The organism is Methylobacterium brachiatum, assembly GCF_020523825.1.
GTDB lineage: Bacteria > Pseudomonadota > Alphaproteobacteria > Rhizobiales > Beijerinckiaceae > Methylobacterium > Methylobacterium brachiatum.
Window position 1 is genome coordinate 598,349 of record NZ_JAJALK010000002.1, and the last position, 26,282, is coordinate 624,630.

Sequence of the window (26,282 nt, forward strand, 5' to 3'; positions counted from 1 at the left end):
TATGCCGCAGCGGCCGGACGCCGTCCGGCCCCTATAGCCGCGTAGGCCGATGCGACCGTCCGGGCCGCCGAAGCGTAGGCGGCCGGGACATGCGCCATGGGGGCGTGCACAGCGAGGGATAGGGTACCGTCGGTCGCGCAGGCGTCCGGCATGTGCTCTAGTCAGGCATGAACGAGAGTTCACCGATCCGCACCGACACGGCGCGCGCCTACCAGCCGGGCGAGGCGCCGGCGCGCGACGTCCGCACGCGGCGATTCCGGCCGATCCGGTGGCTCGTGATCCTGGCCCTGCTGGCCGGAGCCGGGGCGATCGGGCACCGCTGGTACGAGGCGCGCACCGACAAGGGCGCCGAGCCGGCCACGGCCCACAGGGCCGGCGGCCGCGGCGGGCGGCACGGCGGCGGCGACATGGCGCAGGCGGTGGGCATCGCCACCGTGACGACCGGCGACATGCCGGTGGTGCTCCAGGGCCTCGGCACGGTGACGCCGCTCGCCACCGTGACGGTGAAGTCGCAGATCAGCGGCTACCTGATGGCCGTGAAGTTCCGCGAGGGCCAGACCGTCAAGGCCGGCGACGAGCTCGCCCTGATCGATTCCCGGCCCTACGAGGCGCTGCTCGCCCAGTACCAGGGTCAGCTCGCCCGCGACCAGGCGCTGCTGCAGAACTCGAAGCTCGATCTCCAGCGCTACCAGACGCTGAACCGGCAGGACTCGATCTCCAAGCAGAACGTCGACACGCAGGCCGCTCTGGTCAAGCAGAACGAGGGCACGGTGGCGGCCGACCAGGCGCTCGTGGACCAGCAGAAGCTCAACATCGCCTACACCCACATCACGTCGCCGGTGGACGGGCGGGTCGGCCTGCGCCAGGTCGACCAGGGCAACTACGTCTCGGCCGCCTCGACCGCGATCGTGGTGGTGACCCAGCTCCATCCGATCTCGGTGATCTTCACCCTGCCGGAGGACGACGTCGCCCGGGTGATGCGCCAGGTCCGGGCCGGCGCCAAGCTCGCGGTGCGCGCCTACGACCGCGGCGACGCCCACCAGATCGCGGTCGGCAGCCTCGACACGGTGGACAACCAGATCGACACGACCACCGGCACGGTGAAGCTCCGGGCCCTGTTCGACAATGCCGACGAGGAGCTGTTCCCGAACCAGTTCGTCAACGCCAAGCTCACCGTCGACACGGTGCGGGGTGCCGCCCTGGTGTCGAATTCCGGCCTGCTGCAGGGCACGCCCGGCACCTACGTCTACCTGATGGACGGGGACAACAAGGTCACGGTCCGGCCGGTCAAGACCGGCGAGACCGACGGGACCAACACCGTCGTGGTCTCGGGCCTGAAGCCCGGCGACCGGGTCGTCGTCGACGGCACCGACCGGCTCAAGGACGGCGCCGAGGTCCGGATCACCGACGGCGCGCAGGCCGCGGGCGCGACCGGCGCGGTCACGGGCGCGGGCGACAAGCCCGGCGGCAAGCCGGCCGCCGGACCCGACGGGACGGCCGATACCGCCCGCCCGGCCGCTCCGGAGGGCGGGCGCCGGCGCCGGCAGCAGCCGTGAGCCTGGCTTCGGCGCGCCTGCCATGAACCCGTCCCGCCTGTTCATCCTGCGGCCGGTGGCGACGACGCTGCTGATGCTGGCGATCCTGATCGTCGGCGGCGTGTCGTACCTGAACCTGCCGGTCTCGGCGCTGCCGGCCGTCGATTACCCGACGATCCAGATCCAGACCTTCTATCCGGGCGCGAGCCCCGAGGTGATGACCTCCTCGGTCACGGCGCCGCTGGAGCGGCAATTCGGCCAACTCGCCAACCTCAACCAGATGACCTCGCAATCCTCGGCGGGCGCCTCGGTCATCACGCTGCAATTCAGCCTGGATCTGGCCCTCGACGTGGCCGAGCAGCAGGTCCAGGCCGCGATCAACGCCGCCGGCAACCTGTTGCCCTCGGACCTGCCGGCCCCGCCGATCTACGCCAAGGTCAACCCGGCCGACGCGCCGGTCCTGACCCTCGCGCTGACCTCGAAGACCCTGCCGCTGACCCAGGTGCGGGACCTCGCCGAGTCGCGGCTCGCCCAGAAGATCAGCCAGGTGGCGGGCGTCGGCCTCGTCAGCATCTCGGGGGGCCAGCGCCCGGCGATCCGGGTGCGGTTCAACGCCCGGGCGCTGGCCGCCTACGGGCTGAACATCGACGACCTGCGCACCACCATCACCAACCTGAACGTCAACACCCCGAAGGGCTCGATCGACGGGCCGAAGCAATCCTACGCGATCAACGCCAACGACCAGATCCGCGACCCGAAGGCCTATAATTCGGCGATCATCGCCTATCGCAACGGCGCCCCGGTGATGCTGTCGGAGGTCGCCGACGTGGTCGAGGGGCCGGAGAACACCAAGCTCGGCGCCTGGGCCGACGGGACGCCGGCGGTGATCCTCAACATCCAGCGCCAGCCCGGCGCCAACGTCATCGCCACGGTCGACAAGATCAAGGCGCTGCTGCCCCAGATGCAGGCGAGCCTGCCGACCGCGGTGGCGGTGGCGCCGCTCACCGACCGCACCACCACGATCCGGTCCTCCGTGGAGGACGTGCAGTTCGAGCTCGGGCTGGCGATCGCGCTGGTCGTGCTGGTGATCTTCCTGTTCCTGCGCAGCCTGTCGGCGACGCTGATCCCGAGCCTGTCGGTGCCCCTGTCGCTGATCGGCGCCCTGTCGGTGATGGACCTGTACGGCTTCTCCCTCGACAACCTGTCCCTGATGGCGCTGACCATCGCCACCGGCTTCGTGGTCGACGACGCCATCGTGGTGATCGAGAACATCGCCCGCCACGTGGAGGCCGGCGATTCGCCCCTCGAAGCGTCCCTGAAAGGATCGCGCGAGATCGGCTTCACCATCATCTCGCTCACCGTCTCGCTGATCGCGGTGCTGATCCCGCTGCTGTTCATGGGCGACGTGGTCGGGCGCCTGTTCCACGAATTCGCGATCACGCTGGCGGCCACCATCGTGATCTCCGCGGTGGTCTCGCTGACCCTGGTGCCGATGCTGTGCGCGCGCCTGCTCAAGCACGTGCCCGAGGCCCAGATCCGCCGCCGCGAGGGCGTGGTGTCACGCGCGGGCCGGCGCGCCATCGACGGCCTGATCGCCGGCTACGGCCGCGCCCTGCGCGTGGTCCTGAACCACCAGGGCCTGACCCTGCTGGTGGCCCTCGGGACCCTGGTCCTGACCGTCTACCTGTTCGTGGTCATCCCCAAGGGGTTCTTCCCGGTGCAGGATACCGGCGTGATCCAGGGCATCACGCAGGCGGACCAGTCGGTCTCCTACGGGGCGATGGCCGAGCGCCAGCAACGGATGGCCGCGATCATCCTGCAGGATCCGGACGTGGCCAGCCTGTCCTCGTTCATCGGGGTCGACGGCCAGAACGTCACGCTCAATTCCGGCCGGATGCTGATCAACCTCAAGCCGCGCGACCAGCGGACGGACTCGGCCAGCGCGATCATCCGGCGGATCAATGCGGCGGCCCGGGCCGAGCCCGGCATGCGCCTGTACATGCAGCCGATCCAGGACCTGACCATCGACACCGCGGTCTCGGCGACCCAGTACCAGGTCATCCTCGAGACCCCGAACCTCAACGATTTCGAGACCTGGGTGCCGCGCTTCACCGAGGCCCTGGCGAAATCCCCCGTGGTCGCCGACGTGGCGAGCGACCACCAGGCGCAGGGGCTGGCCGCCTACGTCACCATCGACCGGCCCACGGCCGGCCGCTACGGCATCACCCCGGCGACCATCGACAACGCCCTCTACGACGCCTTCGGCCAGCGGATCATCTCGACGATCTTCACCCAGTCCAACCAGTACCGGGTGATCCTGGAGGCCGACCCGACCCTGCACACCACCCTGCGCAGCCTCGAGACGATCTACCTGCCGTCCTCGACGGCGGCCAACGGCCAGGTGCCGCTCTCCGCGGTGGCGCGGATCAGCGAGCGGCGGGCGCCCCTGCTGATCTCGCATCTCGGGCAGTTCCCCGCCACGACGGTGTCGTTCAACCTCGCACCCGGCGCGGCCCTCGGGCAGGCGGTCGAGGCGATCGAGCAGGCCAAGGCGGCGATCGACCTGCCGCCCTCGTTCCGGGTGGTGCCGCAGGGCTCGGTCTTCGCGTTCCAGTCGGCGCTCAGCAACGAGCTGTTCCTGGTGCTCGCGGCGATCATCACGGTCTACATCGTGCTGGGCGTGCTCTACGAGAGCTTCATCCACCCGATCACGATCCTGTCGACCCTGCCATCCGCCGGCATCGGGGCGCTGCTCGGCCTGATGCTGTTCGGCCTGTCCCTCGACATCATCGCGGTGATCGGCATCGTGCTGCTGATCGGCATCGTGAAGAAGAACGCGATCATGATGATCGACTTCGCGCTCCAGGCCGAGCGTGAGGACGGGCTCGATCCCCGGGAGGCGATCTTCCAGGCCTGCCTGCTGCGCTTCCGCCCGATCCTGATGACCACGCTGGCCGCCCTGTTCGCCGCGGTGCCGCTGATCCTCGGCACCGGCGTCGGCTCGGAGCTGCGCCAGCCGCTCGGCATCTGCATCGCCGGCGGCCTGATCGTCAGCCAGGTGCTGACCCTGTTCACGACCCCGGTGATTTATTTGGCGTTTGACCGGCTGGAACGCCGGATCGCCGGGCGGCGGGCGCCGGATGTCGCGGGCGGCGAGGCGCTCCCGTGAACATCTCCGAGCCGTTCATTCGCCGGCCGGTCGCGACCACGCTGCTCACGATCGGCGTGCTGCTCGCCGGCCTGTTCGCGTTCCTGAAGCTGCCGGTGGCGCCGCTGCCGCAGATCGACTTTCCGGTCATCCTGGTCCAGGCGCAGATGCCGGGCGGCTCGCCCGAGACCATGGCGACCACCGTGGCGGCGCCCCTCGAGCGGCGGCTCGGCGCCATCGCGGACGTCAACGAGATGACCTCCACGAACGCGCTCGGCTCCACCCGGATCGTGCTGCTGTTCGGCCTGAACCGCGACATCGACGGGGCGGCCCGCGACGTGCAGGCGGCGATCAACGCGGCGCGCGCCGACCTGCCGGCCTCGCTCCGGCAGAATCCGACCTACCGCAAGTTCAACCCCGCCGACACGCCGATCATCATCCTGGGCCTGACCTCGGAGACGCTGACCCGCGGCCAGGTCTATGATTCGGCCGCCACGGTGGTGCAGCAGAAGCTCTCGCAGCTGCCGGGCGTCGGCAATGTCGATATCGGCGGCTCGTCCCTGCCGGCGGTGCGGGTGGAACTCGATCCCACCGCCCTGTTCAATTACGGCATCGGCCTGGAAGGCATCCGGGCCGCGCTCGCCTCAGCCAACGCCAACTCGCCCAAGGGCGAGATCGATGCTGGCGGACGGCGCTACCAGCTCTACGCCAACGACCAGGGCCGCAAGGCCGCAGATTACCGCGACATCATCGTGGCCTACCGCAACGGCGCCGCGGTGAAGCTCACGGATGTGGGCCAGGTGCTCGACGGCGTCGAGGACAAGCGCAACCTCGGCATCGTCAACGGCAAGGACGGGGTGCTGCTGTTCGTCTACAAGCAGCCCGGCGCCAACGTGGTCGAGACCATCGACGCCGTGAAAAAGGCGCTGCCGCAGCTCACCGCGGCGCTGCCGGGCGGCATCGACATCAAGCTCACCGGCGACCGCAGCGCCACGATCCGGGCGTCGCTGGCAGCGACCGAGGAGACGCTTCTCGTGGCGGTCGGCCTCGTGATCCTGGTGGTGTTCGGCTTCCTGCGCTCCGGCCGAGCGACCCTGATCCCCGCGGTGGCGGTGCCGATCTCGATCATCGGCACCTTCTCGGCGATGTACCTGCTCGGCTACTCGCTCAACATCCTGTCGCTCACCGCCCTGATCATCGGCACCGGCTTCGTGGTCGACGACGCCATCGTGGTGCTGGAGAACGTCCAGCGCCACATCGAGGAGGGCAAGCCCCGGCTGCAGGCGGCCCTGATCGGCGCCCGGGAGGTCGGCTTCACGGTGATCTCGATGAGCCTGTCGCTCATCGCGGTGTTCCTGCCGATCTTGCTGATGGGCGGGCTGATCGGCCGGATCTTCCAGGAATTCTCCGTCACCCTGTCGCTGTCGATCCTGATCTCTCTAGTGCTGTCGCTCACGACGACACCGATGATGTGTGCCCGGCTGCTGCGGCCCGAGGGGCACGGGCGTCCGGCAGGACGCCGCCCGAATATCCTGATCCGCGGCCTGGAGGGCGGCTTCTCCTGGCTGCTCGACGCCTATGCCCGGACGCTCGCGGTGGCGCTCGCGCACCCGCGCCTCGTGCTGCTGAGCCTGCTCGCCACGGTGGGGCTCAACGTCTACCTCTACGTCATCGTGCCGAAGGGCTTCTTCCCCGAGCAGGATACCGGCCAGATGATGGGCGGCGTCCAGGCCGACCAGCGCATCTCGTTCCAGTCCATGGAGACCAAGCTCCGGCAGGCCACCACCATCGTGGGCGCGGATCCGGCGGTGGAGAGCGTCGTCGGCTTCACCGGCGGGCGCGGCACCAACTCGGCCAACGTGTTCATCGGCCTGAAGCCGATCGGCGAGCGGGCGCCGATCTCCGCCGTCATGGCGCGGCTCCGGCCGAAGCTCGCCCAGGTGGCGGGCGCGCGGCTCTACGTCTTCCCGCGTCAGGACCTGCAGATGGGCGGCCGCCAGAGCTTCGCCCAGTACCAGTACACCCTCCAGGGCGACACCGCCGAGGAGCTGTTCGCCGCCGCCCCGAAGCTGCTGGCCGCCCTGCAGAAGGACCCGACCTTCGCGGACGTCACCTCCGACCAGCAGGAGGGCGGGCTGGAGACCCGGGTCGTGATCGACCGCGCCACCGCGTTCCGGTACGGCATCACCCCGAACAAGATCGACAACACGCTGTACGACGCCTTCGGCCAGCGCCAGGTCTCGACGATCTACAACCCGCTGAACCAGTACCACGTCGTGATGGAGATCGCCCCGCGCTACCTGGAATCCCCCGAGACCCTGAAGCAGATCTTCGTCTCGACCTCCGGGGGCAACGCGCCGGGCTCGGCCACCACCAACGCGGTGGCCGGCACCGTGGCGGCGGCGGGCGGCGTCAACACCAATGCGGCCACCGGCACCAGCAGCCCGGGGAGCGGCGCCGCCGCGACGGGGGCCACGACCGGCACGGGCGCAGTCGGCGGCGGGCCCACCGGCGTCGCCGCCGCGGCGACCGCGGCCGCCAGCACGGCCGACGCATCGTCGAACGCCGCCGCGATCGCCTCCGATTCGGCCCGCAACGCCTCCTCGAACGCCATCGCGGCGAGCAAGGGCGGGGCCTCGTCGAGCGCGCCGGTCTCGGCCGCCAAGGAGACCATGGTCCCGCTGTCGGCCTTCGCGCGGATCGAGCCCGGCAACGCCCCCGTGCAGGTGAGCCACCAGGGCCTGTTCGTGGCGACCACGATCTCGTTCAACCTGGCGCCGGGCAAGAGCCTGTCGGATGCCACGGTGGCGATCGACCGGGCGATGTCGTCGCTGCGGCTGCCGGCCACGATCCACGGCGAATATGCCGGCGCGGCCAAGAACTACGTCGCCTCGGCCTCGCGCCAGCCGCTCCTGATCCTGGCCGCGATCCTGGCGGTCTACGCGGTGCTCGGCATCCTGTACGAGAGCTTCGTCCACCCGCTGACGATCCTCTCGACCCTGCCGTCGGCGGGCGTCGGGGCCGTGCTGGCCCTGCTGGTGACCGGCACCGAATTCACCATCATCGCGCTGATCGCGGTGTTCCTGCTGATCGGCATCGTGAAGAAGAACGCGATCATGATGATCGACGTGGCCCTCGACGCCGAGCGGACCCGGGGCGCGAATCCCGTGGACGCGATCCGCGAGGCCTGTCTCGTGCGCTTCCGGCCGATCATGATGACCACGCTCGCCGCGATGCTCGGGGCCGTGCCGCTGATCCTGGCCACCGGCGAGGGGGCCGAGCTGCGCCGGCCCCTGGGCATCGCCATCGTGGGCGGATTGATCGTGAGCCAGATCCTGACCCTGTACACCACCCCCGTCGTCTACCTGACCCTCGACCGCCTCCGGCACCGGGTGCTCGCCCGCCGCAGGCGCGCCGGGCGCGGCGGCGCAGCGGCATTGCCGGCCGGAGAGTGATGCGTCCGTTTTCACGTGAAACACCGGCGGCACCCGCGCGCGCGCCTTGCTCTCTCGGCTCCGAGAACCCGTCGTCGATCGATGGACGCGACGCAGCCGGCGCATTCTCTCCCACCTCTACGGGGGGAGGGAGACGCGCCCGCAGCCTCGGGCTGCGCCATATTCTCTATCTCCCCCTCATCCCCGCCCTGGCGGGCTGCGTGGTCGGCCCCGACTACGCCCGGCCCTCCGTCGAGACGCCGCTCGCCTACAAGGAAGGCGGCAAGCGGGAGGACAGCCCGGCCGTCGTGGCGGCGCGCAAGAAGGGTTGGCGCGAGGCCCGGCCCAACGACGCGGCCGAGCGCGGCGACTGGTGGCGGGTGTTCAAGGACCCGATCCTCGACCGCCTGATCCGCCTGGTCGACGTCGACAACCAATCCCTGCGGCAGGCGGTGGCGAATTACCGGCAGGCCCGGGCCCTGGTCGCCTCGGCCCAGGCCGCCCTGTACCCGACCGTCATCGGCGCTCCGAGCATCACCCGGACCGGCAGCGGCAACACCGTGCGCACCAGCGCGTCGCTGCTCGGCCAGGCCAGCTGGGAGCTCGACCTGTTCGGCGGCACCCGCCGGAATATCGAGAGCGAGGCGGCGCTCGCCCAGTCCGACGCCGCCACGATCGCGTTGACCCGCCTGACCATCCAGGCCGAGATCGCCGCCGACTACCTGACCGTGCGCTACGCCGACGCCCTCCAGAAGGTGCTCGACGAGAACGTGGCGAACTTCAAGAAGACGCTCGCCATCACCGAGAACCAGTACGCTGCCGGCGTCGCGGCCCGCTCCGACGTGATCACCGCGCAGACCCAGGTCCAGACCATCGAGGCCCAGGCCATCGCGGTCCGGCTGACCCGGGTGCAATACGTCAACGCCATCGCCACCCTGATCGGGCGGCCGCCCTCGGAGGTCTCGATCCCGGTGGCCGGCATCGGCCGCAACCCGCCCGCCGTGCCGGTCGGGATCCCGTCCGACCTGCTCGAGCGGCGCCCCGACGTGGCCCAGGCCGAGCGCTTGGTGCAGGGACAGAGCGAGCGGATCGGCGTCGCCGTGGCCGCCTTCTTCCCGACCGTGACGATCTCGGCCCAGGGCGGGGTTTCCGGACTGACCCGCAACGGCCTGTTCTCGGCCGCCAATCAGGTCTGGTCGACGACCGCGGCCGGGACCGAGGTCCTGTTCGATGGCGGCGCCCGGACGGCGGCCGTGCGCTCGGCCGAGGCCGGCTACAACGCGGCGGTGGCCAATTACCGGCAGGTGGTGCTCGCCGCCCTGGCGGAGGTCGAGAACCAGATGGCGGCCCTGCGCATCCTCGGCCTGCAGCAGGGGGCCCAGGATGCGGCGGTCGAATCCTCACGCAAGGCCGTGGAGATCACCCTCAACGAGTACCGGGCCGGCACGCAGAACTTCACCACCGTGGTGACCGCCCAAGGCCTGCTCGTGAACAACGAGATCAACGCCCTCCAAGTCCGGCTCAGCCGCTTCACCGCAGCGGTCACGCTGATCCGGGCGCTCGGCGGCGGCTGGGACGTGCGCTCCCTGCCGAGCGACGCCGAATTGAAGGGCCCGACCCTGCCGATCGACCGGGGCGGCCAGGCCGTCCGGGTGGACGAGTAGCTTATCGGGGCTCCGCCCCGAACCCCGCCAAAGGGCCGAGCCCTTTGGGATCCCGGATCAGGCATGCCCCGGGCAGGGCTGCACCTCGATCGTGACGTGGCTCAGGTCGCGCAGCCCGGCGAGCCGGGCCTTGTAATGGGCCGGCGGCTGCGGGTTGTCGCTGACCAGGGCGATCACGGCGGCGCGGTGGCCCGGCCCGACCTGCCAGAGATGCAGGTCGCTCACCCGGTCGCCGTCCGTCTCCAGGCGGGCACGGATCTCCGCCGTGGCGGCCGGCGACGGCCGCGCGTCGAGGAGCACGAGGCCGGCCGTGCGCAGGAGGCTCCAGGACCAGGCCAGGATCACCACCGTGCCGACCAGACCCATGGCCGGATCGAGCCAGGCGAGGCCGAGATAGCGCCCGCCGAGCAGGGCGGCGATCGCCAGCACCGAGGTCAGCGCGTCGGCCAGCACGTGGATGTAGGCGGCGCGGAAATTGGTGTCATGCCCGCCATGCCCGTGGCCACCATGACCGTGCCCCCCGTGCCCGCCATGGCTGTGGCCGCCATGGGCATGGCCGTGATGCCCGTGGTCGTCATGGTCGTCGTGCAGGAGCCAGACGCTGGCGAGGTTCACGGCCAGCCCGAGGATGGCGATCGGGATCGCCTGCCCGAAGCCGATCGGTGCCGGATGGAGCAGCCGGTCCACGCTCTCGGCGCCGATCAGGAGCGCGACCAGGCCCAGGATGATCGCACTGGCGAACGCCGCCAGATCCCCGAACTTGCCGGTGCCGAAGGTGAAGCGCGGATCCTCCGCGTGCCGCCGGGCGAAGCGATAGGCCAGGGCCGCGATGCCGAGCGCCGCCGCATGGGTCGACATGTGCCAGCCATCGGCCACCAGCGCCATCGAGCCGAACCAGGTGCCGCCGGCGATCTCGACCACCATCGTGACCGCCGTCAGCGCCACCACCGCCCAGGTCCGGCGCGCGTGCCGGTCGTGCCGATCTCCCAGGAAGACGTGGCCGTGGCTCCAGGGTTCGAGGGAATGGGTATGCATGCGCATCTCCGTTGCAATCGTCTCGGTGCAGCATAGCGGCGGACGGCCGGAACGGGCATTGCTACAGGCCAGTTGTCACGCCGATTTGCTGCACCGCAGCCCGATGGGAGCCAGGAATGGCCGAGCAGACGATAGCCCTCAAAGATGATGCGGCCAGCGGCACCAAGCCGGCGCCGCCTTGCACGCTGGTGATCTTCGGAGCCGGCGGCGACCTGACCAAGCGCCTGCTGATGCCCTCGCTCTACAACCTCGCCGGGGCCGGGCTCCTGCCGGAGGGCTTCTCCATCCTGGGCGTCGACCATTCCGACGGCACTGACGAATCCCTGCGCGACAGCCTCACCAAGACGATGGAGGCGTTCAGCAAGGACCCGACCTCGGAGTTCCACGCCGACCACATCGATCCCAAGAGCTGGGGCTTCATCCGCGACCGGCTCCATTACCTGAAGGGCGATTTCGAGAAGCCCGAGACCTTCGCCGCGGTCAAAGACAAGGTGCGCGGCAGCGCGGTGTTCTACTGCGCGGTGGCGGCCCGCTTCTTCGGCACGATCGTCGACGGCCTCGGCCAGGCCGGGCTGCTCCGCCAAGAGAACGGCGATTTCCGCCGAGTGGTGATCGAGAAGCCGTTCGGCTCCGACCTCGCTTCCGCCCGGGAGCTCAACGCCCGGATCCTGAAACAGGGCGACGAGAGCCAGTTCTACCGGATCGACCACTTCCTCGGGAAGGAGACGGTCCAGTCGATCATGGCGTTCCGCTTCGCCAACGGCCTGCTGGAACCGGTCTGGCGGCGGGAATACATCGACAGCGTCCAGATCACCGCGGCCGAGACCGTGGGCGTCGAGGAGCGCGGTGGCTTCTACGAGCCGACCGGGGCGCTGCGGGACATGGTGCCCAACCACATGTTCCAGCTGCTCTGCATGGTCGCCATGGAGCCGCCGAACTCCTTCGACGCCGAGGCGGTGCGCTCGGAGAAGGCCAAGCTCGCCCAGGCGGTCAAGCCGATCCCCCCGGAGGACGCGGTGCGCGGCCAGTACACCGCGGGCACGTCGGAGGGGCACGACGTGCCGGGCTACCGCGACGAGCCGCATGTCGCCAAGGACTCGGTCACCGAGACTTACATCGCCCTCAAGCTCAACATCGAGAACTGGCGCTGGGCCGGCGTGCCGTTCTACGTCCGCACCGGCAAGCGCATGACCGGGCGGCGCACGGAGATCGCGGTGCTGTTCAAGCCGGCACCGTTCAAGATGTTCGAGGACACGCCCAACGCCGATCTCGGCCCGACCGTGATGCGGATCATGATCGATCCGGACCACGGGGTCAGCACCGAGTTCAACGTGAAGGTCCCGGGCCCGGAGATGCGGATCGGCCGGGTCGGCGCCGCGTTCCGCTACAAGGACTTCTTTCCGGACCAGCCGAATGTCGGCTACGAGACCCTGCTGTACGATTGCATGATCGGCGACGCGACCCTGTTCCAGCGGGCCGACAACATCGAGGCCGGCTGGGCGGCGGTCGATCCGCTGCTCAAGGGCTGGCCGCAGGCGGATGTGAAGCCCTATCCCGCCGGCAGCACCGGGCCGAAGGAGGCCGACGCCCTCCTGGCCCGCGACGGCCGCCATTGGCTCGGCCTCGACGGCAAGACGGATTGAAGGCCAGCGCCCTGGGGCTCGGCATCGATCCTCCGGAATCCTGGATTCAAAAGGTTCGAGACCTTTTGCGGGTCCAGGGCAGAGCCCTGGTCCATCGGGGCTCCGCCCCGATACCCCGCCAAAGGGCTGAGCCCTTTGGGAACCCCGATTTCAGCGCCGCTTGAACGGCAGCATCGCCGCCACGGCGAGCGCATCGACCCGGTTGTTCAGCGGGTCGCTGGCATGGCCCTTGACCCAGTGCCAGGCCACGTCGTGGCGCTCGCGGGCGGCGTCGATCCGGCGCCAGAGGTCCTCGTTCTTCACCGGCTTCCTGTCGGCGGTGCGCCAGCCCCGGGCCTTCCAATTGTGGATCCAGCTGGTGATGCCCTGGCGCAGGTACTGGGAGTCCGTGAACAGGTCGACCCGACAGGGACGCTTGAGCGCCTCCAGGGACTCGATCGCGGCCAGGATCTCCATGCGGTTGTTGGTGGTGAAGGCCTCGCCGCCCGAGAGCTCCTTCTGGGTGTCGCCGAAGATCAGGATCGCGCCCCAGCCGCCCGGGCCGGGATTCCCCGAGCAGGCGCCGTCCGTGTAGATCTTCACCCGCGTCGGCTCGGACGCGGTCTCGGTCACGTCGTCGCTCATCCGTCCCTCAGGACTGCCGCCCGTAATCCTGCGCGTCCCGCGCCTGGCGGTGGAAGGTCAGCCGGTGATCGAATTCCCGCGGGTCCTTGGGCTTCACCAGGGCACCGGGCGGCACGTTCAGCCAATCGACCAGGCGGGTCAGCATGAAGCGGAGCGCCGCACCCCGGCACAGGATCGGCAGCGCCGCGACCTCCGCGGCCTCAAGGGGTCGCACCGCCTCGTAGCCGGCAATCAAGGCAGCCGCCATGTCCCGGTGGAAGGTGCCGTCGGCCTCGAAGCACCAGGCGTTGAGGCAGACCGCGAGGTCGTACGCGAAGGCGTCCGTGCAGGCGAAGTAGAAGTCGATCAGCCCCGAGAGGGCGTCGCCGATGAAGAACACGTTGTCGGTGAACAGGTCCGCATGGATCACCCCGCCCGGCAGGTTTTCGGGCCAGGACGTTTCGAGGAGCGTGAGGTCGGCGCAGGTGCGCTCCGCCAGCCCCGGCGCGACCGAATCGGCCTGGGCCTCGGCCTGCGCGAAGAGCGGGCGCCAGGATTCCACCGAGAGGCTGTTCGCGCGCGCCATGCCGAAATCGGCGCCGGCGGCGTGCAGCTCGGCCAGCGCCCGGCCGAGTTCCCGGCAATGCCCGACGCCCGGTGTCTTGACCGAGACGCCCTCCAGGAAGCTGACGATGGCGGCGGGCCGTCCGCAGAGCTGGCCCAGAGCCGTGCCGGCCCGGTCCCGCACCGGCTGCGGGCAGGCGAGCCCACGGGCGGAGAGATGCTCCATCAGCCCAATGAAGAACGGCAAGTCCCCCTCCCGCACCCGCTTCTCGTAGAGGGTCAGGATGTAGCGGCCCTGGGTGGTCTGCAGGAAGAAGTTGGAATTCTCGACGCCCTCGGCGATGCCCTTGAAGGAGAGCAGGCTGCCGATGTCGTAGGCGGACAGGAACTCGGAGAGCGCCGCGTCGGATACCTCGGTGTAGACGGCCACGTGTTCGCGCTCGGGTTCGGGATTCGTTTGGGAGTCGGGATCGCCGATGAGCGTCGGCGAAACCGACGTCGATCCCGGGCTTCCCACCCATGCCCCTCATCCTGAGGTGCTGCGCGATCATCGATCGCGCAGCCTCGAAGGAGGCTTCCAGGGATCGGGGCGGGATCTGGAGCCCTCCTTCGAGGCCCGGCGATCTTTGATCGCCGGGCACCTCAGGATGAGGGTGTGGGTTGGAAGAACCTACTCGGCCGCTTCGCTGCGCAGCTCGCGCGGCAGCGGGAAGACCATGTCCTCGACCACCGTCGAGACCGTGTCGACGATCACGTCGTAGCGGGCCGCGAAGGCCTCGATGATCTCCTCGACCAGCACCTCGGGGGCCGAGGCGCCGGCCGTGAGGCCGAGCTTGCGGATGCCCTCGAAGGCCGGCCAGTCGATCTCCTCGGCGCGCAGCACGAGGCGGGTGATCGGGCAGCCGACGCGCTCGGCGACCTCGCGCAGGCGCTGCGAGTTCGAGGAGTTCGAGGAGCCGACCACGATCAGGGCGTCCACCAGCGGGGCCACCTGCTTCACCGCCTCCTGGCGGTTGGTGGTGGCGTAGCAGATGTCGTCCTTGTGCGGCCCGGTGATGTTCGGGAACTTCTTCTTCAACGCCTCGACGATGTGGCGGGTGTCGTCGACCGACAGGGTCGTCTGGGTGACCCAGGCGAGGTTGTCGGGATTCTCCGGGGTCAGGGCCTGGATCTGGTCCAGATCCTCCACCAGGGTGATCGAGCCCTTGGGCAGCTGGCCCATGGTGCCGACCACCTCGGGATGGCCGGAATGGCCGACCAGCAGCACGTGGCGGCCGCGCTTGTGATGGATCTCGGCCTCGCGGTGCACCTTGGTCACCAGCGGGCAGGTGGCGTCGATCGTGGTCAGCCCGCGGGAATCGGCGTTGGCCGGCACGGTCTTGGCGACGCCGTGGGCGGAGAAGATCACCGGGGCGCCGCTATCGGGCACCTCGTCGAGCTCGCGGACGAACACGGCGCCCTTCCGCTTCAGGCTCTCGACCACGTACTTGTTGTGGACGATCTCGTGCCGGACGTAGACGGGCGGCCCGTAGAGGGCGAGAGCCCGCTCGACCACGTCGATGGCCCGCACCACGCCGGCGCAGAAGCCGCGGGGGGCACAGAGCAGGATCTCCAGCGGCGGCTTGCCGGTGGTGCCTTCACCAGAGGGGCTCTGGGCGGGCGCGAGGGACGCGATGTCTGCGGTCATGGGGGCGATGTGGCGAGGGCGGGGCTGTCCTGTCAACGGTCCTGGACTGCGAACCGGGCAGGAAGACGACCGCGGAGCGCCTCTGTAGCACGTTTGCCGCGCCAATTGGACTCGGGGTGCCCGGATACGCCCCCTAGAGCCGCCGGATCCCCGTCACCGCCCCAAAACTGTTCTCCTGGATCCGGGCGACCGCGCCGGCCAGGGGCTCGACTGCCACGGCCATGTGGTGGCCGTTGGCGTGGATCAGCGTCTCGGGGTCGAGCATCAGCCCGACATGGCCGCGCCAGAACACGAAGTCGCCCCGGCGCAATCCTTCCAACGCCAGCGGCAGCGCCCGGCCGAGGTCGCGCTCCTGCATGTCGGCGTCGCGCGGGCAGGAGAGGCCGGCGGCGTCGAGGCAGAGCTGCACGAGGCCGGAGCAATCGAGCCCCAGGCTGGTGCGGCCGCCCCAGAGATAGGGAATGCCCACGAGCCGCTCGGCCGTGGCGGCGTAATCGGGCTCGTGCTGCGCCAGCGGCGCGCAGTGGCGGGCGAAGACGTAGCCGCCGGGAGTCTCGAGATAGGCCCCCGCCTCACCGGTGACCACGAGGCGCGCGCCGAGGCTGAGATGCGCGCGCACCGGCCGCTTCAGGTCGGGCTCGGGATACAAGAAGGTGCGCAACGCCGTGACCCGATGGGTCGGCGCGGGGTCGGCGTCGCCCAGGGATTCGGCCGGCAGGTAGCCGACATAGCCGTCCCGGACGAGCTGCACGAAGGCGAACCCGTCCTGCTCGGCGTAAAAATCCACGGCGTCGCCGAGCAGCGCCTCGGTGTCGAGCCCGGCCACCGGGGAGGGCGCCCGGCGCAGCGGCGCCACGGGCGCGACGACCCGGCGCGGCGTTGCGGCGACGAACCGCTCCGCCGGGACCCGGCCTTGCAGGCGCAGGTCGGCGATCTCCGGGCGCGCCGGGGTGAGGCGGGGATCGAGCGATTCGGTCATGGCGGTCAGCCTACACATTCACCGCCCCGCCCGGGATCGGACGGGGCGCTCCGTCTGGCCGTGGGCCGACATGCGCGCTCTTATGCCGCATCGGGATGCCGGACGACCGCCGGATGATTTCGCCTTGGGAAATCAGGCCACTGGGCTGCCCGATGCCGTGACATCGGTGCGAGACATGTTCCCGGGACGGGCGGCCGACGATTTTGATGCACTGCACAACCCGCTGGGAAAGCGCTATGTCTGGCCCATGATGACCGCGAGTCGCCCCGTGAAGAAGACGCAGAAGAGCTTCGCCGACCTGCCGCCGATCCGCGTGCGCCGCGAGCCGCCGACGGTGAACGAGGCGGTCGCCGCCGCCCAGGACCTGGCCGACGATGTCGAGCAGCAGGTCGAGATCGCCGCGGGCCTGATCGGGCTTCCGGTCGATGAGGTGCGCCCGCACGTCCTGGCGGCCAAGAAGGCCAAGCCGGAGCGCGCGCCGGAGCGGATCCTGACCCATGCCAGCCCGAGCCGGGCGCCGCGCACCGTGGTGGTCGAGCGCCGCACCCGCCCGACCGTGGTGATCGAGCGCCGGAGCCGGCCCCTCGCGCCGCCGCGCTGATCGGGCCGGACCGATCCCCACCGGACCTCACGGGCGTCGGCGCACCGGCTGCGGCCCGGCGCGACGCAAAGTCCAAAAAATCAATCGGCGGTCTGGACCGACCAGGTGGCGTGGCGGATGCCCGGCGCCTTGGCGAGGTCGGCCGTGACGGCATCGAGCTCGTCCGCCTTCACGGCACTGGCGGTGAGCGTCGCGACCACGTCGACCGCACCCTCGCCGCGCTCTTCCACCTCGACGCTGCTCACCGGATAATTCGCCGCCTCCAGGCGCTCGACCAGCAGGTCCTGGGCGGGGCCGGCCTCGCCGGGCGCGGTGGTCACCTGGACCTCGTAGGTCGCCTCGGTCGCGGATTCCCGGATCGGCGCGCGGTTGATGGCGTTCACCAGCGGCCGCAGCGCGGTGTTGCAGGTCAGCACCGTGACGGTGACGAACACCGCCTCCAGCGGCAGGTCGGCGCCGCAGAACGCCCCCACGGCGGCGGAGCACCACAGGGTCGCGGCCGTGTTGAGGCCGCGCACGTTCATCCCCTCCTTCATGATCACGCCGGCGCCCAGGAAGCCGATGCCGGAGATCACGTAGGCCACGGTGCGGGTGCCGCCGTCCGGGCCGGTCAGCCGCATGCCGAGATCGACGAAGGCCGAGGCGCCGATCGCCACCAGCACCGCCGTGCGCAGGCCCGCGGTGCGCTGCCGGTACTGCCGCTCGGCCCCGATCGCGGTGCCGAGCACGAAAGCCACCATCAGGCCGATGGCGGATTTCAGTTCTTCCGGGATGGCGGCGTAGCTGGTCATGGCGGTCTCTTGCGAGGGGAGACGTGACGAAACCGTGACATCATGGCTCGGCCGCCCCACCAAAGGCGGAACCCATCGGGATTGACGGCCCCACCGGGCAGCAGGCACACCGGCTCCAACCTGAGGATCCCATGAGAATACGGGACCCGGCCGAGGAGACGTGCAGGATGCAGGACACGGCCCCCGCGGCAGGAGTTTGTCTCCCCGCACGAGCGTTTCCCGCATGAGCGGCGCCCTCGTCGAAAGCCGGCCCGCCGCTCTCACCCCGGCTGCCGCCACCCCGGATGCGGCCCTGCACGGGCGGGTCCTGGCCTTGCGCGACGGTCTGGAGCGCGGCCTGATCGGCAGCGCCGGCCTGGTCGAGCGCCTGCTGATCGGACTTCTCACCGGCGGCCATCTCCTGATCGAGGGCGCGCCGGGCCTGGCCAAGACCCGCGCGGTCAAGCGGCTGGCCGACGGGCTCGACGGTTCGTTCGCCCGCATCCAGTGCACCCCGGACCTGATGCCGGCCGATCTGACCGGCACCACCGTCTGGCGCCAGGACAGCGGCAGCTTCGAATTCCTGCAAGGCCCCCTGTTCCACGCCCTGGTGCTGGTGGACGAGGTCAACCGCGCACCGCCCAAGGTGCAGTCGGCCCTGCTCGAGGCGATGGCCGAGGGGCAGATCACGGTCTCGGGCTCGACCCATCCGCTCGCCGACCCGTTCATGGTCGTGGCGACCCAGAACCCGATCGAGCATGCCGGCACCTTCCCGCTGCCGGAGGCGCAGCTCGACCGCTTCCTGCTGCACGTCGTGGTCGAGATGCCCGACGAGGCCACCGAGCGGGCGATCCTCGACCTCGTGGAGGGCGAGATGACCCACCACGTCGAGGCGATGCCGGTGCGCCTGTCGCTCGCCGACGTGCGCGCCGCCCGGGAGGCCGCGCTCGCCACCTACGTGTCGCCGGCGCTCAAGGATTACCTGGTCCGCCTGGTGGCGGCGACCCGCACCGATGCGGCGGCCCCGGACCTGCGGGCGATGATCGAGCATCCCGCCTCGCCGCGCGGCACCCTGGCGCTGATGATGGCCGGCAAGGCCCGGGCCTGGCTCCGGGGCCGGGACCACGTCACCCCGGAGGACGTCACGGAGCTCGCCCGGGACGCGCTCTCCCACCGGATCGGCCTGACCTGGCGGGCCGCCGCCGAGGGCAAGACCGCCCGCGGCCTGGTCGGCGAGCTGGTGCAGCGGGTGCGGGCGCTCTGAGCGTGTTCGGGTTCGGAAAAGCGCACCGCCCATCGTCCCCCGCAGAGGGGGGAGGGAAGGGCGCGGGATCCGCCCAGTCCCAAAAAAACGGCATCCACCTCTCCGGCGAGGCCCTGATGGGCCTGCGCCATCTCGCCCGGCGGGGCGCGGCACCCGCGACCCGGACGCTCGCGGGCCTGCCCGGCGGCATCGTCACGAAGCGGCGCGGACGCGGTTCCGAGCCGGAGGATGTGCGGCTCTGGTCCGAGGGCGACGACCGCCGGTTCATCGACCGCAACGCCACCGCGCGCACCGGGCAGCTGCATGTGCGCACCCATCACGACGAGCGCGACCGCGCCGTGGTGCTGCTCGCCGATTTCCGGCCCTCCATGCTGTTCGGCACCCGCCGGGCCCTGCGCTCGGTGGCCGCCGCCGAGGCCCTGGCGCTGCTCGGCTGGCGGGTCGCGGCCGATGGCGGCCGGGTCGGCCTCGCCGTGGCGACCGCCGGGGCGCCGACGGTGCTGCGCCCGTCCGGCGGCGAGCGCGCCATGATTGCGGTGACCGGGGCCCTGGCCCAGGCGCATGCCGGCGCCCTCGAGGCCGCCGGCGCGGCCGGATCCGACGCGCCCCTGGAGCCGATCCTCGGGCTCGCCCGCAGCCTGCTGCCCGCGGGCGGCCACCTGGTCATCGCCAGCGCCCTCGACGCCCCCGGGCCTGGCTTCGACGCCACGCTGACCCTGCTGGCCGAGCGGGTCGCGATCCGGCTCATCCTGGTGAGCGACGCCTTCGAGCGCGTCCGCCCACCGGGCTTCTACCCCTTCGCCCTGGCGGATGGCCGGCGCGGGACCGCGCTCCCGGCGGTGCTGCCGGGCGAGACCGCCGAGGCGCGGCTCGCCGATTACGCCCGCCGGGGCATCGCGGGATTGCGCCTCGACGTCGAGGCCGGTCCCGAAGCCTACGCGCCGCTGATGGAGCGCCTCGATGCGGTGCTGTGAGGCGCGGGCGCACGCTTTCGAACGGGATGGCAGAACAGATCCGTCAGTCCGGGCTCCGCTGCGCGGCCCCGGAATGACGGCGTTTCTGGTCACGGCGATCCGTCATCCGGGACATACCGGACGATCCGCGGGCCTCGCGCGATGAACCCCGCCGAAATCGCCCCGTCCCTCGACCAGCTCCGCGGCCTGCACCTGCCCGGGGGCGCCGCCGGGGCGGTGCAGGGCGAGGTCGTGGCGGCGGCGGCTCTGGGCTTCTGCGCCGCTCTGCTGGTCGGGCTGGTGCGCTACCTGCGCGGCCGGGCGCGGGCGAGCCTGCGCCGGGCTGCCTTGGCGGAACTCGCCGGCAGCCGCGATCTCGACCCGGAATCGCGGCTCGTGGCCCAGGCCCGCCTGCTCCGACGCCTCGCCCGGACGCTGGCGGGAGATGCCGCCCGGGAGACCGGCGCGGCCTGGGCCACCCGCCTCGACACCCTCCTGGCCACCGACTTCTTCACGAAAGGGCCCGGCCGGGTCCTGGCCGACGGGCTCTACCGGCGCCAGACCCCCGACCTCGACGGGCTCGATGCCGAGTTGGGCCGCCTGATCGGACGGTTGCGGACATGAGCGGCCTCCTTCCCGCCTGGCTCACGGCGCAGCTCTCGGCCTTCGACCTCGCGGCGCCCTGGATCCTGCTCGTCCTGCCGCTGCCTTTGCTCGCCGCGCGCCTGCTCCCGGCCGAGCCGGAGGGCGGCAGCGGCGCCCTGCTGGTGCCCGGGACCCTGGTCGGAAAGGCGCATGCGGGGGCCGACCTCGCCGCGCGGGGCCGCCGCCGCGCCGCGCTGATCTGGACCCTCTGGGCGGCCCTGGTCGTCGCCCTGTCCGGCCCCCGCCTGGTGATGCCGGCCGCCGCGCTCCCCGCCTCGGGCCGGGAGATCATGATCGCCATGGACCTGTCCGGCTCGATGGAGCGGCGCGACTTCGCCCTGGACGGCGAGACCGTGAACCGCCTCACCGCGGTCAAGCGCGTCGGCACCGACTTCATCCGGCGTCGGGCCGGGGACCGGATCGGCCTGGTGATCTTCGCCGACCAGGCCTACGTGGCCGCCGCCCCGAGCTTCGACACCGCCGCGGTGGCCCGCGCCCTCGACGAGGCGACCATCGGCATCAGCGGCCGCTCCACCGGTATCGGCGACGGGCTCGGGCTGGCCCTGCGCCGGCTCGACCCGAAGGACGCGCCGACGGGCGCGCAGGGCGAGCCGGCGCCATCCGCCAAGGCCGTGATCCTGCTCTCGGACGGCGCCAACAATGCCGGCCAGACCGCCCCCAAGGACGTGGCCGCCCTGGCCAAGGAGCTCGGCATCAAGGTCTACACGATCGCGCTCGGCCCCCGGGACATGGCCGATGCCGACGGCGAGCAGGACGTGGTCGACACCGAGACCCTGCGCGACATGGCCCAGGCCAGCGGCGGCGAGGCGTTCCGGGTCCGCACCACCGAGGATCTCGTCCGGGTCGCCGACGCCATCGACCGGCTGGAGGGCGGCCGCGCCCTGGCCCCACCGCTGCCGCTGCGCCGGGACCTCTGGCCCTGGCCCGCCGCCCTGGCGCTCGCCGCCGCCGCGGCCCTGCTGGCGACCCGGAGGGGGGTGTGATGCGTCCCAACACCGTCTCCCCAATCCACGCCCTCATCCTGAGGTGCCGCGTCAGCGGCCTCGAAGGAGCGCTCCAGCCGGCCGCGCGATCCCTGGAGCCCTCCTTCGAGGCCTCCGCTGCGCTCCGGCACCTCAGGATGAGGATGCGGGCGGGAGGACAGCCCGCATGAGCGCCCTCGACGCCTTCGCGTTCCTGCGCCCCTGGTGGTTCCTGGCCATCCCGGTCGTGGCCCTGCTGGCCCTGCGCGCCGCCTGGCGGGCGGCACCGTTGGGTGATTGGGGCCGCGCGGTCGATCCGGCCCTGATGGCCCATCTCGCCCGCGCCGGGGCCGTGCTCGGCGGAAGGCGGCAGGCCAACCGGGCCGCCGCCCTGGCCGCCGGGGCGATCGCCCTGGCGCTGACCGGACCCGCTTTGGAGCGCCAGGATACGGCGACCTTCCGCAATCTCGACGAGACCGTGATCGTCCTGGACCTGTCCCGCTCGGTCACCGAGGGCGGCAACCTCCAGGGCGTCCGGCAGGCCGCCGCCGCGATCGCAGAGGCCGCCGGCACCCGGGCCGTGTCGCTCGTCGTCTATGCCGGCGACGCCTATCTCGCCGCCTCGCCGACCACCGACCGGGACAGCTTCGGCACGACCCTGTTCGCCCTCGACGCCGACACCGTGCCGGATCGCGGCAGCCATCCCGAGCGCGGGCTGGCGCTCGCTCGCCGCACCCTCGCGGAGGCCGACGTGGTCGCGGCCGACGTGGTGCTGATCACCGACGGCGACGGCATCGGCGCGGCCGCCGACCGGGAGGCCCGGGCCCTGGCCGATCGCGGCTGGCGCCTCCAGGCCCTGTTCGTCCCCGCCGGCAAGCCGCTGCCGCCGGGCGCGCCGAAGCCCGACCGGGCCGCCCTGGACGCGCTGGTGCGGGTCGGCGGCGGCCGCGTCGCCGACATCGCCGAGCCCGGCCCGGTCCTCGACGCGGTCGGGGCCGGCACCGCCCAGCATCTCGCCGCCGGCGGCTACGGCGTGCTGGCCTACGCGGATCTCGGTCGCTGGCTGCTGCTGCTCGCGGCCCTGCCGGCCCTGGCCCTGTTCCGCAGGAGCGCGTGATGGAGCGGCTCTTTCCGAAAACCGGCCTCACCGTCCCGATCCGCGCCGGCCTGCCCGCCGGCTGGCGGCGGCTCGCCCGGATCGCCGGGCTTGCGCTGGCCGGGCTCGGCCTCGTGGCCCTGCTCGCCGTCTCGCAGCCCCGCACCGGGCTCGGGCGCCTGCTGATGGCGCTGGGCCTGCCCGGGCTCGCCGCCGACCTGATCGTCGATCCCGCCTGGCGCGCCGCCGCTTTGTACGAGGCCGGCCGCTACGACGCGGCGATCGCGCTGTTCCGCTCCGGCGGGCGACGGGCGAGTTACAATCTCGGCAACGCGCTGGCCCGCGCGGGCGATTACAACGGCGCGCTCGCCGCCTACGACGAGGCCCTCCGCTTCGACCCGCGCGACGCCGACGCGCAGGCCAACCGCTCGCTGGTCGCCCGGATGCAGGCCGAGGTGATCGACCGCGGCCCCGGCGGCGGCATCGCCAACGGCACCGCGCAATACGGCGCCCGTTACAACAACACCGCCAACCAGGACCCGAACAACGCCATCAACGCCGCCTCCGCGGGCGAGGGCTTGGCCGGCAACAAGGAATCCAACGCCAGCGCGTCGCTGCCCGGCAACAGCAAGGTCGCCCGCCGCGGCAAGGCCGAGCAGCAATCGATCGATGCCGGCAAGGGCCAGGCCCGGGGCTCGGCCGGCGACGCCGCCGGGCGCGGCCGCACCGGCGGGGGCGCCGCCATGGTGGCGGAGGCTCCCGAACGCGAGGTCCGCCGGGTAACGAAGAGCTTCGAGGCCCACGAGATCCGCCCGGACCGGCTCTGGCTCCAGACCCTGCCGGACGATCCCGGCCGCTTCCTCAGGCTGCGCCTGCGCGCCGAGCAGACCCGCCGGGTCGAGGCCGGCACCGCCATCCCGGCCGGGAGCAACCCGTGGTAGTTTTTTGGGACTTTGTCCGCCCGCTTTTGGCCCCCCTGGCGAGCTGCCGGATGGCCACGTCGCCGGATGCGGCGCGGGTCCCCTCTCCCGGGCGGGAGAGGGACAGGGTGAGGGGACAGGTTCTTCCGGAGAGGGCGGGTCCCTCACCCCAACCCTCTCCCGCACGGGAGAGGGGGCGCGGCGCCGCCTGCCTAACGCGATGGGGGAGCACTGGAACCCGTAGCCGGAGGCGACAGAGCTACGTCCTGCTCCTGGCCCTTGCGCTCCTCGCCCCGCTCCCGGCCCGGGCTGAGATCGAGCCCGGCGACCTCACCCTCACGGTCACCGCGGAGTTCAACGGCAACAGCCCGCCCTTCGCCCGCGAGATGGTGCTGCTGAAGATCCGGGGGGTCTACAAGCAGCCGATCCTGCTGGAGGAGGTGGTCCAGCCGACGCTCGCCAACTTCTCCTGGACCCAGCTCGGCCGGGACCATTGGAGCCGGACCAAGCTCCCGGATGGCCAGAGCGCCATCGCGTTCGACCGCACCGTGGCGGTGTTCCCGCACCATGCGGGCGACTTCATCATCGAGCCCTTCACCCACAAGCTGACGGTCAACGATTTTGGCGAACGGCGGGTGGTCGAGGTGCGCTCGAAGCCGATCCCGTTCCCGGTGGCGCGCTGGACCGAGGCGACGGGCGGCCCGGACGTCAAGGAACCCTGGTGGCTGCCCGCCCGTGACGTCGCGGTCACCGATTCCTGGAGCCCGGACCCCGAGACCGTGAAGCTCGGCGAGACCACCCGGCGGATCGTCACCCTGGAGGTGCAGGGCATGGTCGCCGAGGGCCTGCCGCCCCGGCCGGTGATGCGCACCCGCGGCATCCTCACCTTCGCCGGCCCGGTCACCCGCGAGACCCTGCTGACGCCCTCCGGACCCGTGGCCCGGGCGACCTACCAGTGGGACGTGAAGCCCGGCGTGCCCGAGGTGATCCCCCTCGACGCCATCGCGATCCCGTGGTTCGACACCAACACCCGCACCATGCGCGAGGCCGAGATCCCGGCCCGCCAGATCGGCGGCGGCCTGCCCGACCGGGAGGGCGAGCGGGCGCCGCCGGCGGTCCCGTCGCCGCTGGTGGCCGCCGCCGCGGCGCTCGCCGCCTTCGGACTCGGCCTGGCCCTGATCGGTTACGGCGCGGGCCGCCCGCGCCTGCGCCTCCCCGCCGCCAGCCGCCGGGCCCTGAACCGGGCCGCCCGCGCGGGTGATCCGGCCGGGTTCCGCGCGGCCCTGGAGGCGGCCCGCCGGGAGGCGCCGGAGCTTGCCCGGATCTGGCAGGCACGGCCCGATCTCGCCGGGCCGCTCGCCGCCCTCGACCGGGCGGTGTTCGGAACCGCGGGCGCCCCCGCCCCGGACCTGCCGGCGCTCGCCCGCGCCCTGGCGCGGCCGGAATTTCAGGCGACCGCCTCCGGGCCGCAGCGGCTCGCCCCCCTCGACGGGCCGGCGGCCTGAAACCTTTGCACAGGACTTGGGCAGGTACTATTCCTGTGCAATGGCCCAAGTTCTGACCAGGCATCAATATTTTGCACCGTCTTGCGTCACCTGATTTCGCTTCGTAACCTTCGTTGCCTCAACAACGAAGCCTTCAACGATGATCGGGGAGGAGCGCCATGGCACGCGCCAACGACGTCAAGGACCGGTTCCGCGCCCGGCTGCAGGATGCCGACGCCCGCAGCAACGACTTCCGCCGCAAGCTGCTGGAGGAGGGCACCCGCGCCCTCGAGCCGGTGGTCGACGTCCTGAACCTGATGGCCGAGGTCCTCAACGAGGAGGACAACGTCCACGGCAGCATCACCGGCCTCGAGGCCAAGATCGACCAGGACAACTTCATCAGCCTGTGCGCCAAGCTGCGCGGGACCGACACCGAGCAGAAGATCAAGATCAAGTACGGGCCCGAGCTCGGCGGCAGCAACTACATCTCGGTCTCGGGCCTGAACCAGCGCTACAACGAGCGCCTGGTCCCGGGCGCGGCCGGGGCCGCCCTCGGCCGCAGCGTCGGCAGCGACATCCACCTGGACGAGAACCGCGGCACCGAGCTCGCCGAGGTGGTCCGCGAGGTCGTGGAGGATTTCTACGCCGCCCAGATCGAGCAGCGCAGCCACTTCGCCGCCGTCCAGTAGCGGCGACGCCGATCCTGCGCTAAGCCTGCCCGGGATGGGGATGGAGCTCCCCGATAACCGCCCGGCGATCGCCAAGCCGGGCTGATGGCTCCTACCGCACGGGCGTGCTCCGGACGTCCGCGGTGGGGCCGTGCGCCGAAGCCGCGACAGGGCCGCCCGACCGAACAGGAAGGGCAGGCATGGTCAACACCCTCATCGTCATCCTCGGCGCCGGGCTCGGCGGCGGGGTCCGCCACGGCATGAACGTCGCGGTCGCCCGGCTGCTGCCGGGCTTCGGGTTTCCCCTGGCGACCCTGCTGATCAACGTGCTCGGCTCGTTCCTGATGGGCGTGCTGGCCGAGGGCTTCGCCCTGCGCGGCGCGGCCGGGCATCCGGCGCGGCTGTTCCTGACCACCGGGATCCTGGGCGGCTTCACCACCTTCTCGACCTTCTCGCTCGACGCGATCAGCCTGTACGAGCGCGGCGAGCCGGCCCTGGCCGCGCTCTACGTGGCGGTCTCGGTGGCGGGCGGGCTGCTCGGCCTCATCGCCGGCATGGCCCTGATCCGCGCGCTCTGAAAACGTGATGGTTTCACAAGGTCCGAGA

Annotated in this window: 21 protein-coding genes and 1 riboswitch; of the genes, 15 read left to right on the top strand and 6 right to left on the bottom strand. The window is 71.4% G+C overall.

Translation table 11 applies throughout. From position 1 onward, the window contains the following. The first annotated feature begins 167 nt into the window (after positions 1–167). From LGR69_RS06510 to LGR69_RS06525, 4 genes are all read left to right on the top strand, one after another. On the top strand, positions 168–1,556 hold the full coding sequence (locus LGR69_RS06510; protein WP_007565346.1) for an MdtA/MuxA family multidrug efflux RND transporter periplasmic adaptor subunit: 1,389 nt from the start codon (positions 168–170) through the stop codon (positions 1,554–1,556). Between the two features lie 22 nt (positions 1,557–1,578). Further along, positions 1,579–4,704 carry an MdtB/MuxB family multidrug efflux RND transporter permease subunit gene (locus tag LGR69_RS06515; protein ID WP_230365517.1) on the top strand — a complete coding sequence of 1,042 codons (3,126 nt, stop codon included), beginning with the start codon at positions 1,579–1,581 and terminating at the stop codon, positions 4,702–4,704. After that, on the top strand, positions 4,701–8,138 hold the full coding sequence (locus LGR69_RS32010; protein WP_230365518.1) for an efflux RND transporter permease subunit: 3,438 nt from the start codon (positions 4,701–4,703) through the stop codon (positions 8,136–8,138). Before LGR69_RS06515 ends, LGR69_RS32010 begins: the two co-directional genes overlap by 4 nt. 152 nt (positions 8,139–8,290) lie before the next feature. Then, positions 8,291–9,781: an efflux transporter outer membrane subunit gene (locus LGR69_RS06525; RefSeq protein WP_230365583.1), complete on the top strand. Its 1,491-nt coding sequence runs from the start codon at positions 8,291–8,293 to the stop codon at positions 9,779–9,781. 57 nt (positions 9,782–9,838) lie between these two features. On the opposite strand, the gene dmeF is transcribed toward LGR69_RS06525, so the two are convergent. Beyond that, positions 9,839–10,816 carry a CDF family Co(II)/Ni(II) efflux transporter DmeF gene (gene dmeF / locus LGR69_RS06530; protein ID WP_230365519.1) on the bottom strand — a complete coding sequence of 326 codons (978 nt, stop codon included), beginning with the start codon at positions 10,814–10,816 and terminating at the stop codon, positions 9,839–9,841. A gap of 116 nt (positions 10,817–10,932) precedes the next feature. Between dmeF and zwf the strand changes: the two genes are divergently transcribed. After that, on the top strand, positions 10,933–12,459 hold the full coding sequence (gene zwf, locus LGR69_RS06535; protein WP_230365520.1) for a glucose-6-phosphate dehydrogenase: 1,527 nt from the start codon (positions 10,933–10,935) through the stop codon (positions 12,457–12,459). Between the two features lie 150 nt (positions 12,460–12,609). Here the strand turns inward: zwf and rnhA are convergent, their stop codons facing one another. The 4 genes from rnhA to LGR69_RS06555 form a co-directional block, all read right to left on the bottom strand. After that, a complete protein-coding gene (gene rnhA, locus LGR69_RS06540; protein WP_230365521.1) occupies positions 12,610–13,083 on the bottom strand; it encodes a ribonuclease HI in 474 nt (157 codons plus the stop codon). Between the two features lie 7 nt (positions 13,084–13,090). Continuing rightward, a complete protein-coding gene (gene thrB / locus LGR69_RS06545) occupies positions 13,091–14,056 on the bottom strand; it encodes a homoserine kinase (RefSeq protein ID WP_230365522.1) in 966 nt (321 codons plus the stop codon). A 240-nt stretch (positions 14,057–14,296) separates the two neighbouring features. Beyond that, positions 14,297–15,313 carry a 4-hydroxy-3-methylbut-2-enyl diphosphate reductase gene (gene ispH, locus LGR69_RS06550; RefSeq protein ID WP_007565327.1) on the bottom strand — a complete coding sequence of 339 codons (1,017 nt, stop codon included), beginning with the start codon at positions 15,311–15,313 and terminating at the stop codon, positions 14,297–14,299. A gap of 133 nt (positions 15,314–15,446) precedes the next feature. Beyond that, positions 15,447–16,292, bottom strand: a complete 846-nt coding sequence (locus tag LGR69_RS06555) for a C40 family peptidase (RefSeq protein ID WP_230365523.1) — start codon at positions 16,290–16,292, stop codon at positions 15,447–15,449. 268 nt (positions 16,293–16,560) lie between these two features. Here LGR69_RS06555 and LGR69_RS06560 point away from each other — a divergent pair, with 268 nt between their 5' ends. Further along, the gene (locus tag LGR69_RS06560) at positions 16,561–16,893 is read left to right on the top strand and encodes a hypothetical protein (protein WP_230365524.1); all 333 of its coding nucleotides are present in this window, start codon (positions 16,561–16,563) and stop codon (positions 16,891–16,893) included. An 80-nt stretch (positions 16,894–16,973) separates the two neighbouring features. On the opposite strand, the gene LGR69_RS06565 is transcribed toward LGR69_RS06560, so the two are convergent. Continuing rightward, positions 16,974–17,684, bottom strand: a complete 711-nt coding sequence (locus LGR69_RS06565) for an MgtC/SapB family protein (protein WP_007565320.1) — start codon at positions 17,682–17,684, stop codon at positions 16,974–16,976. Positions 17,685–17,907: 223 nt separating this feature from the next. On the opposite strand from LGR69_RS06565, the gene LGR69_RS06570 reads away from it, so the two are divergent. The 9 genes from LGR69_RS06570 (at position 17,908) to crcB (ending at position 26,254) form a co-directional block, all read left to right on the top strand. Continuing rightward, positions 17,908–18,927 carry an AAA family ATPase gene (locus LGR69_RS06570; protein ID WP_230365525.1) on the top strand — a complete coding sequence of 340 codons (1,020 nt, stop codon included), beginning with the start codon at positions 17,908–17,910 and terminating at the stop codon, positions 18,925–18,927. 116 nt (positions 18,928–19,043) lie between these two features. Further along, positions 19,044–19,901, top strand: a complete 858-nt coding sequence (locus tag LGR69_RS06575; protein ID WP_007565315.1) for a DUF58 domain-containing protein — start codon at positions 19,044–19,046, stop codon at positions 19,899–19,901. Between the two features lie 141 nt (positions 19,902–20,042). Further along, positions 20,043–20,504 carry a DUF4381 family protein gene (locus LGR69_RS06580; protein ID WP_230365526.1) on the top strand — a complete coding sequence of 154 codons (462 nt, stop codon included), beginning with the start codon at positions 20,043–20,045 and terminating at the stop codon, positions 20,502–20,504. Next, positions 20,501–21,529 carry a VWA domain-containing protein gene (locus LGR69_RS06585; protein ID WP_230365527.1) on the top strand — a complete coding sequence of 343 codons (1,029 nt, stop codon included), beginning with the start codon at positions 20,501–20,503 and terminating at the stop codon, positions 21,527–21,529. Before LGR69_RS06580 ends, LGR69_RS06585 begins: the two co-directional genes overlap by 4 nt. Positions 21,530–21,695: 166 nt before the next feature. After that, positions 21,696–22,625, top strand: coding sequence for a VWA domain-containing protein (locus tag LGR69_RS06590; protein ID WP_230365528.1), 930 nt, complete (start codon positions 21,696–21,698; stop codon positions 22,623–22,625). Further along, positions 22,625–23,545: a tetratricopeptide repeat protein gene (locus tag LGR69_RS06595; protein WP_230365529.1), complete on the top strand. Its 921-nt coding sequence runs from the start codon at positions 22,625–22,627 to the stop codon at positions 23,543–23,545. Before LGR69_RS06590 ends, LGR69_RS06595 begins: the two co-directional genes overlap by 1 nt. Beyond that, on the top strand, positions 23,539–25,029 hold the full coding sequence (locus tag LGR69_RS06600; RefSeq protein ID WP_230365530.1) for a hypothetical protein: 1,491 nt from the start codon (positions 23,539–23,541) through the stop codon (positions 25,027–25,029). Before LGR69_RS06595 ends, LGR69_RS06600 begins: the two co-directional genes overlap by 7 nt. Before the next feature lie 158 nt (positions 25,030–25,187). Then, positions 25,188–25,697: a hypothetical protein gene (locus LGR69_RS06605; RefSeq protein ID WP_007565300.1), complete on the top strand. Its 510-nt coding sequence runs from the start codon at positions 25,188–25,190 to the stop codon at positions 25,695–25,697. A gap of 27 nt (positions 25,698–25,724) precedes the next feature. After that, positions 25,725–25,798, top strand: a riboswitch (Fluoride riboswitch). Positions 25,799–25,876: 78 nt separating this feature from the next. Further along, positions 25,877–26,254, top strand: coding sequence for a fluoride efflux transporter CrcB (gene crcB / locus LGR69_RS06610; RefSeq protein WP_007565298.1), 378 nt, complete (start codon positions 25,877–25,879; stop codon positions 26,252–26,254). Positions 26,255–26,282: the final 28 nt, after the last annotated feature.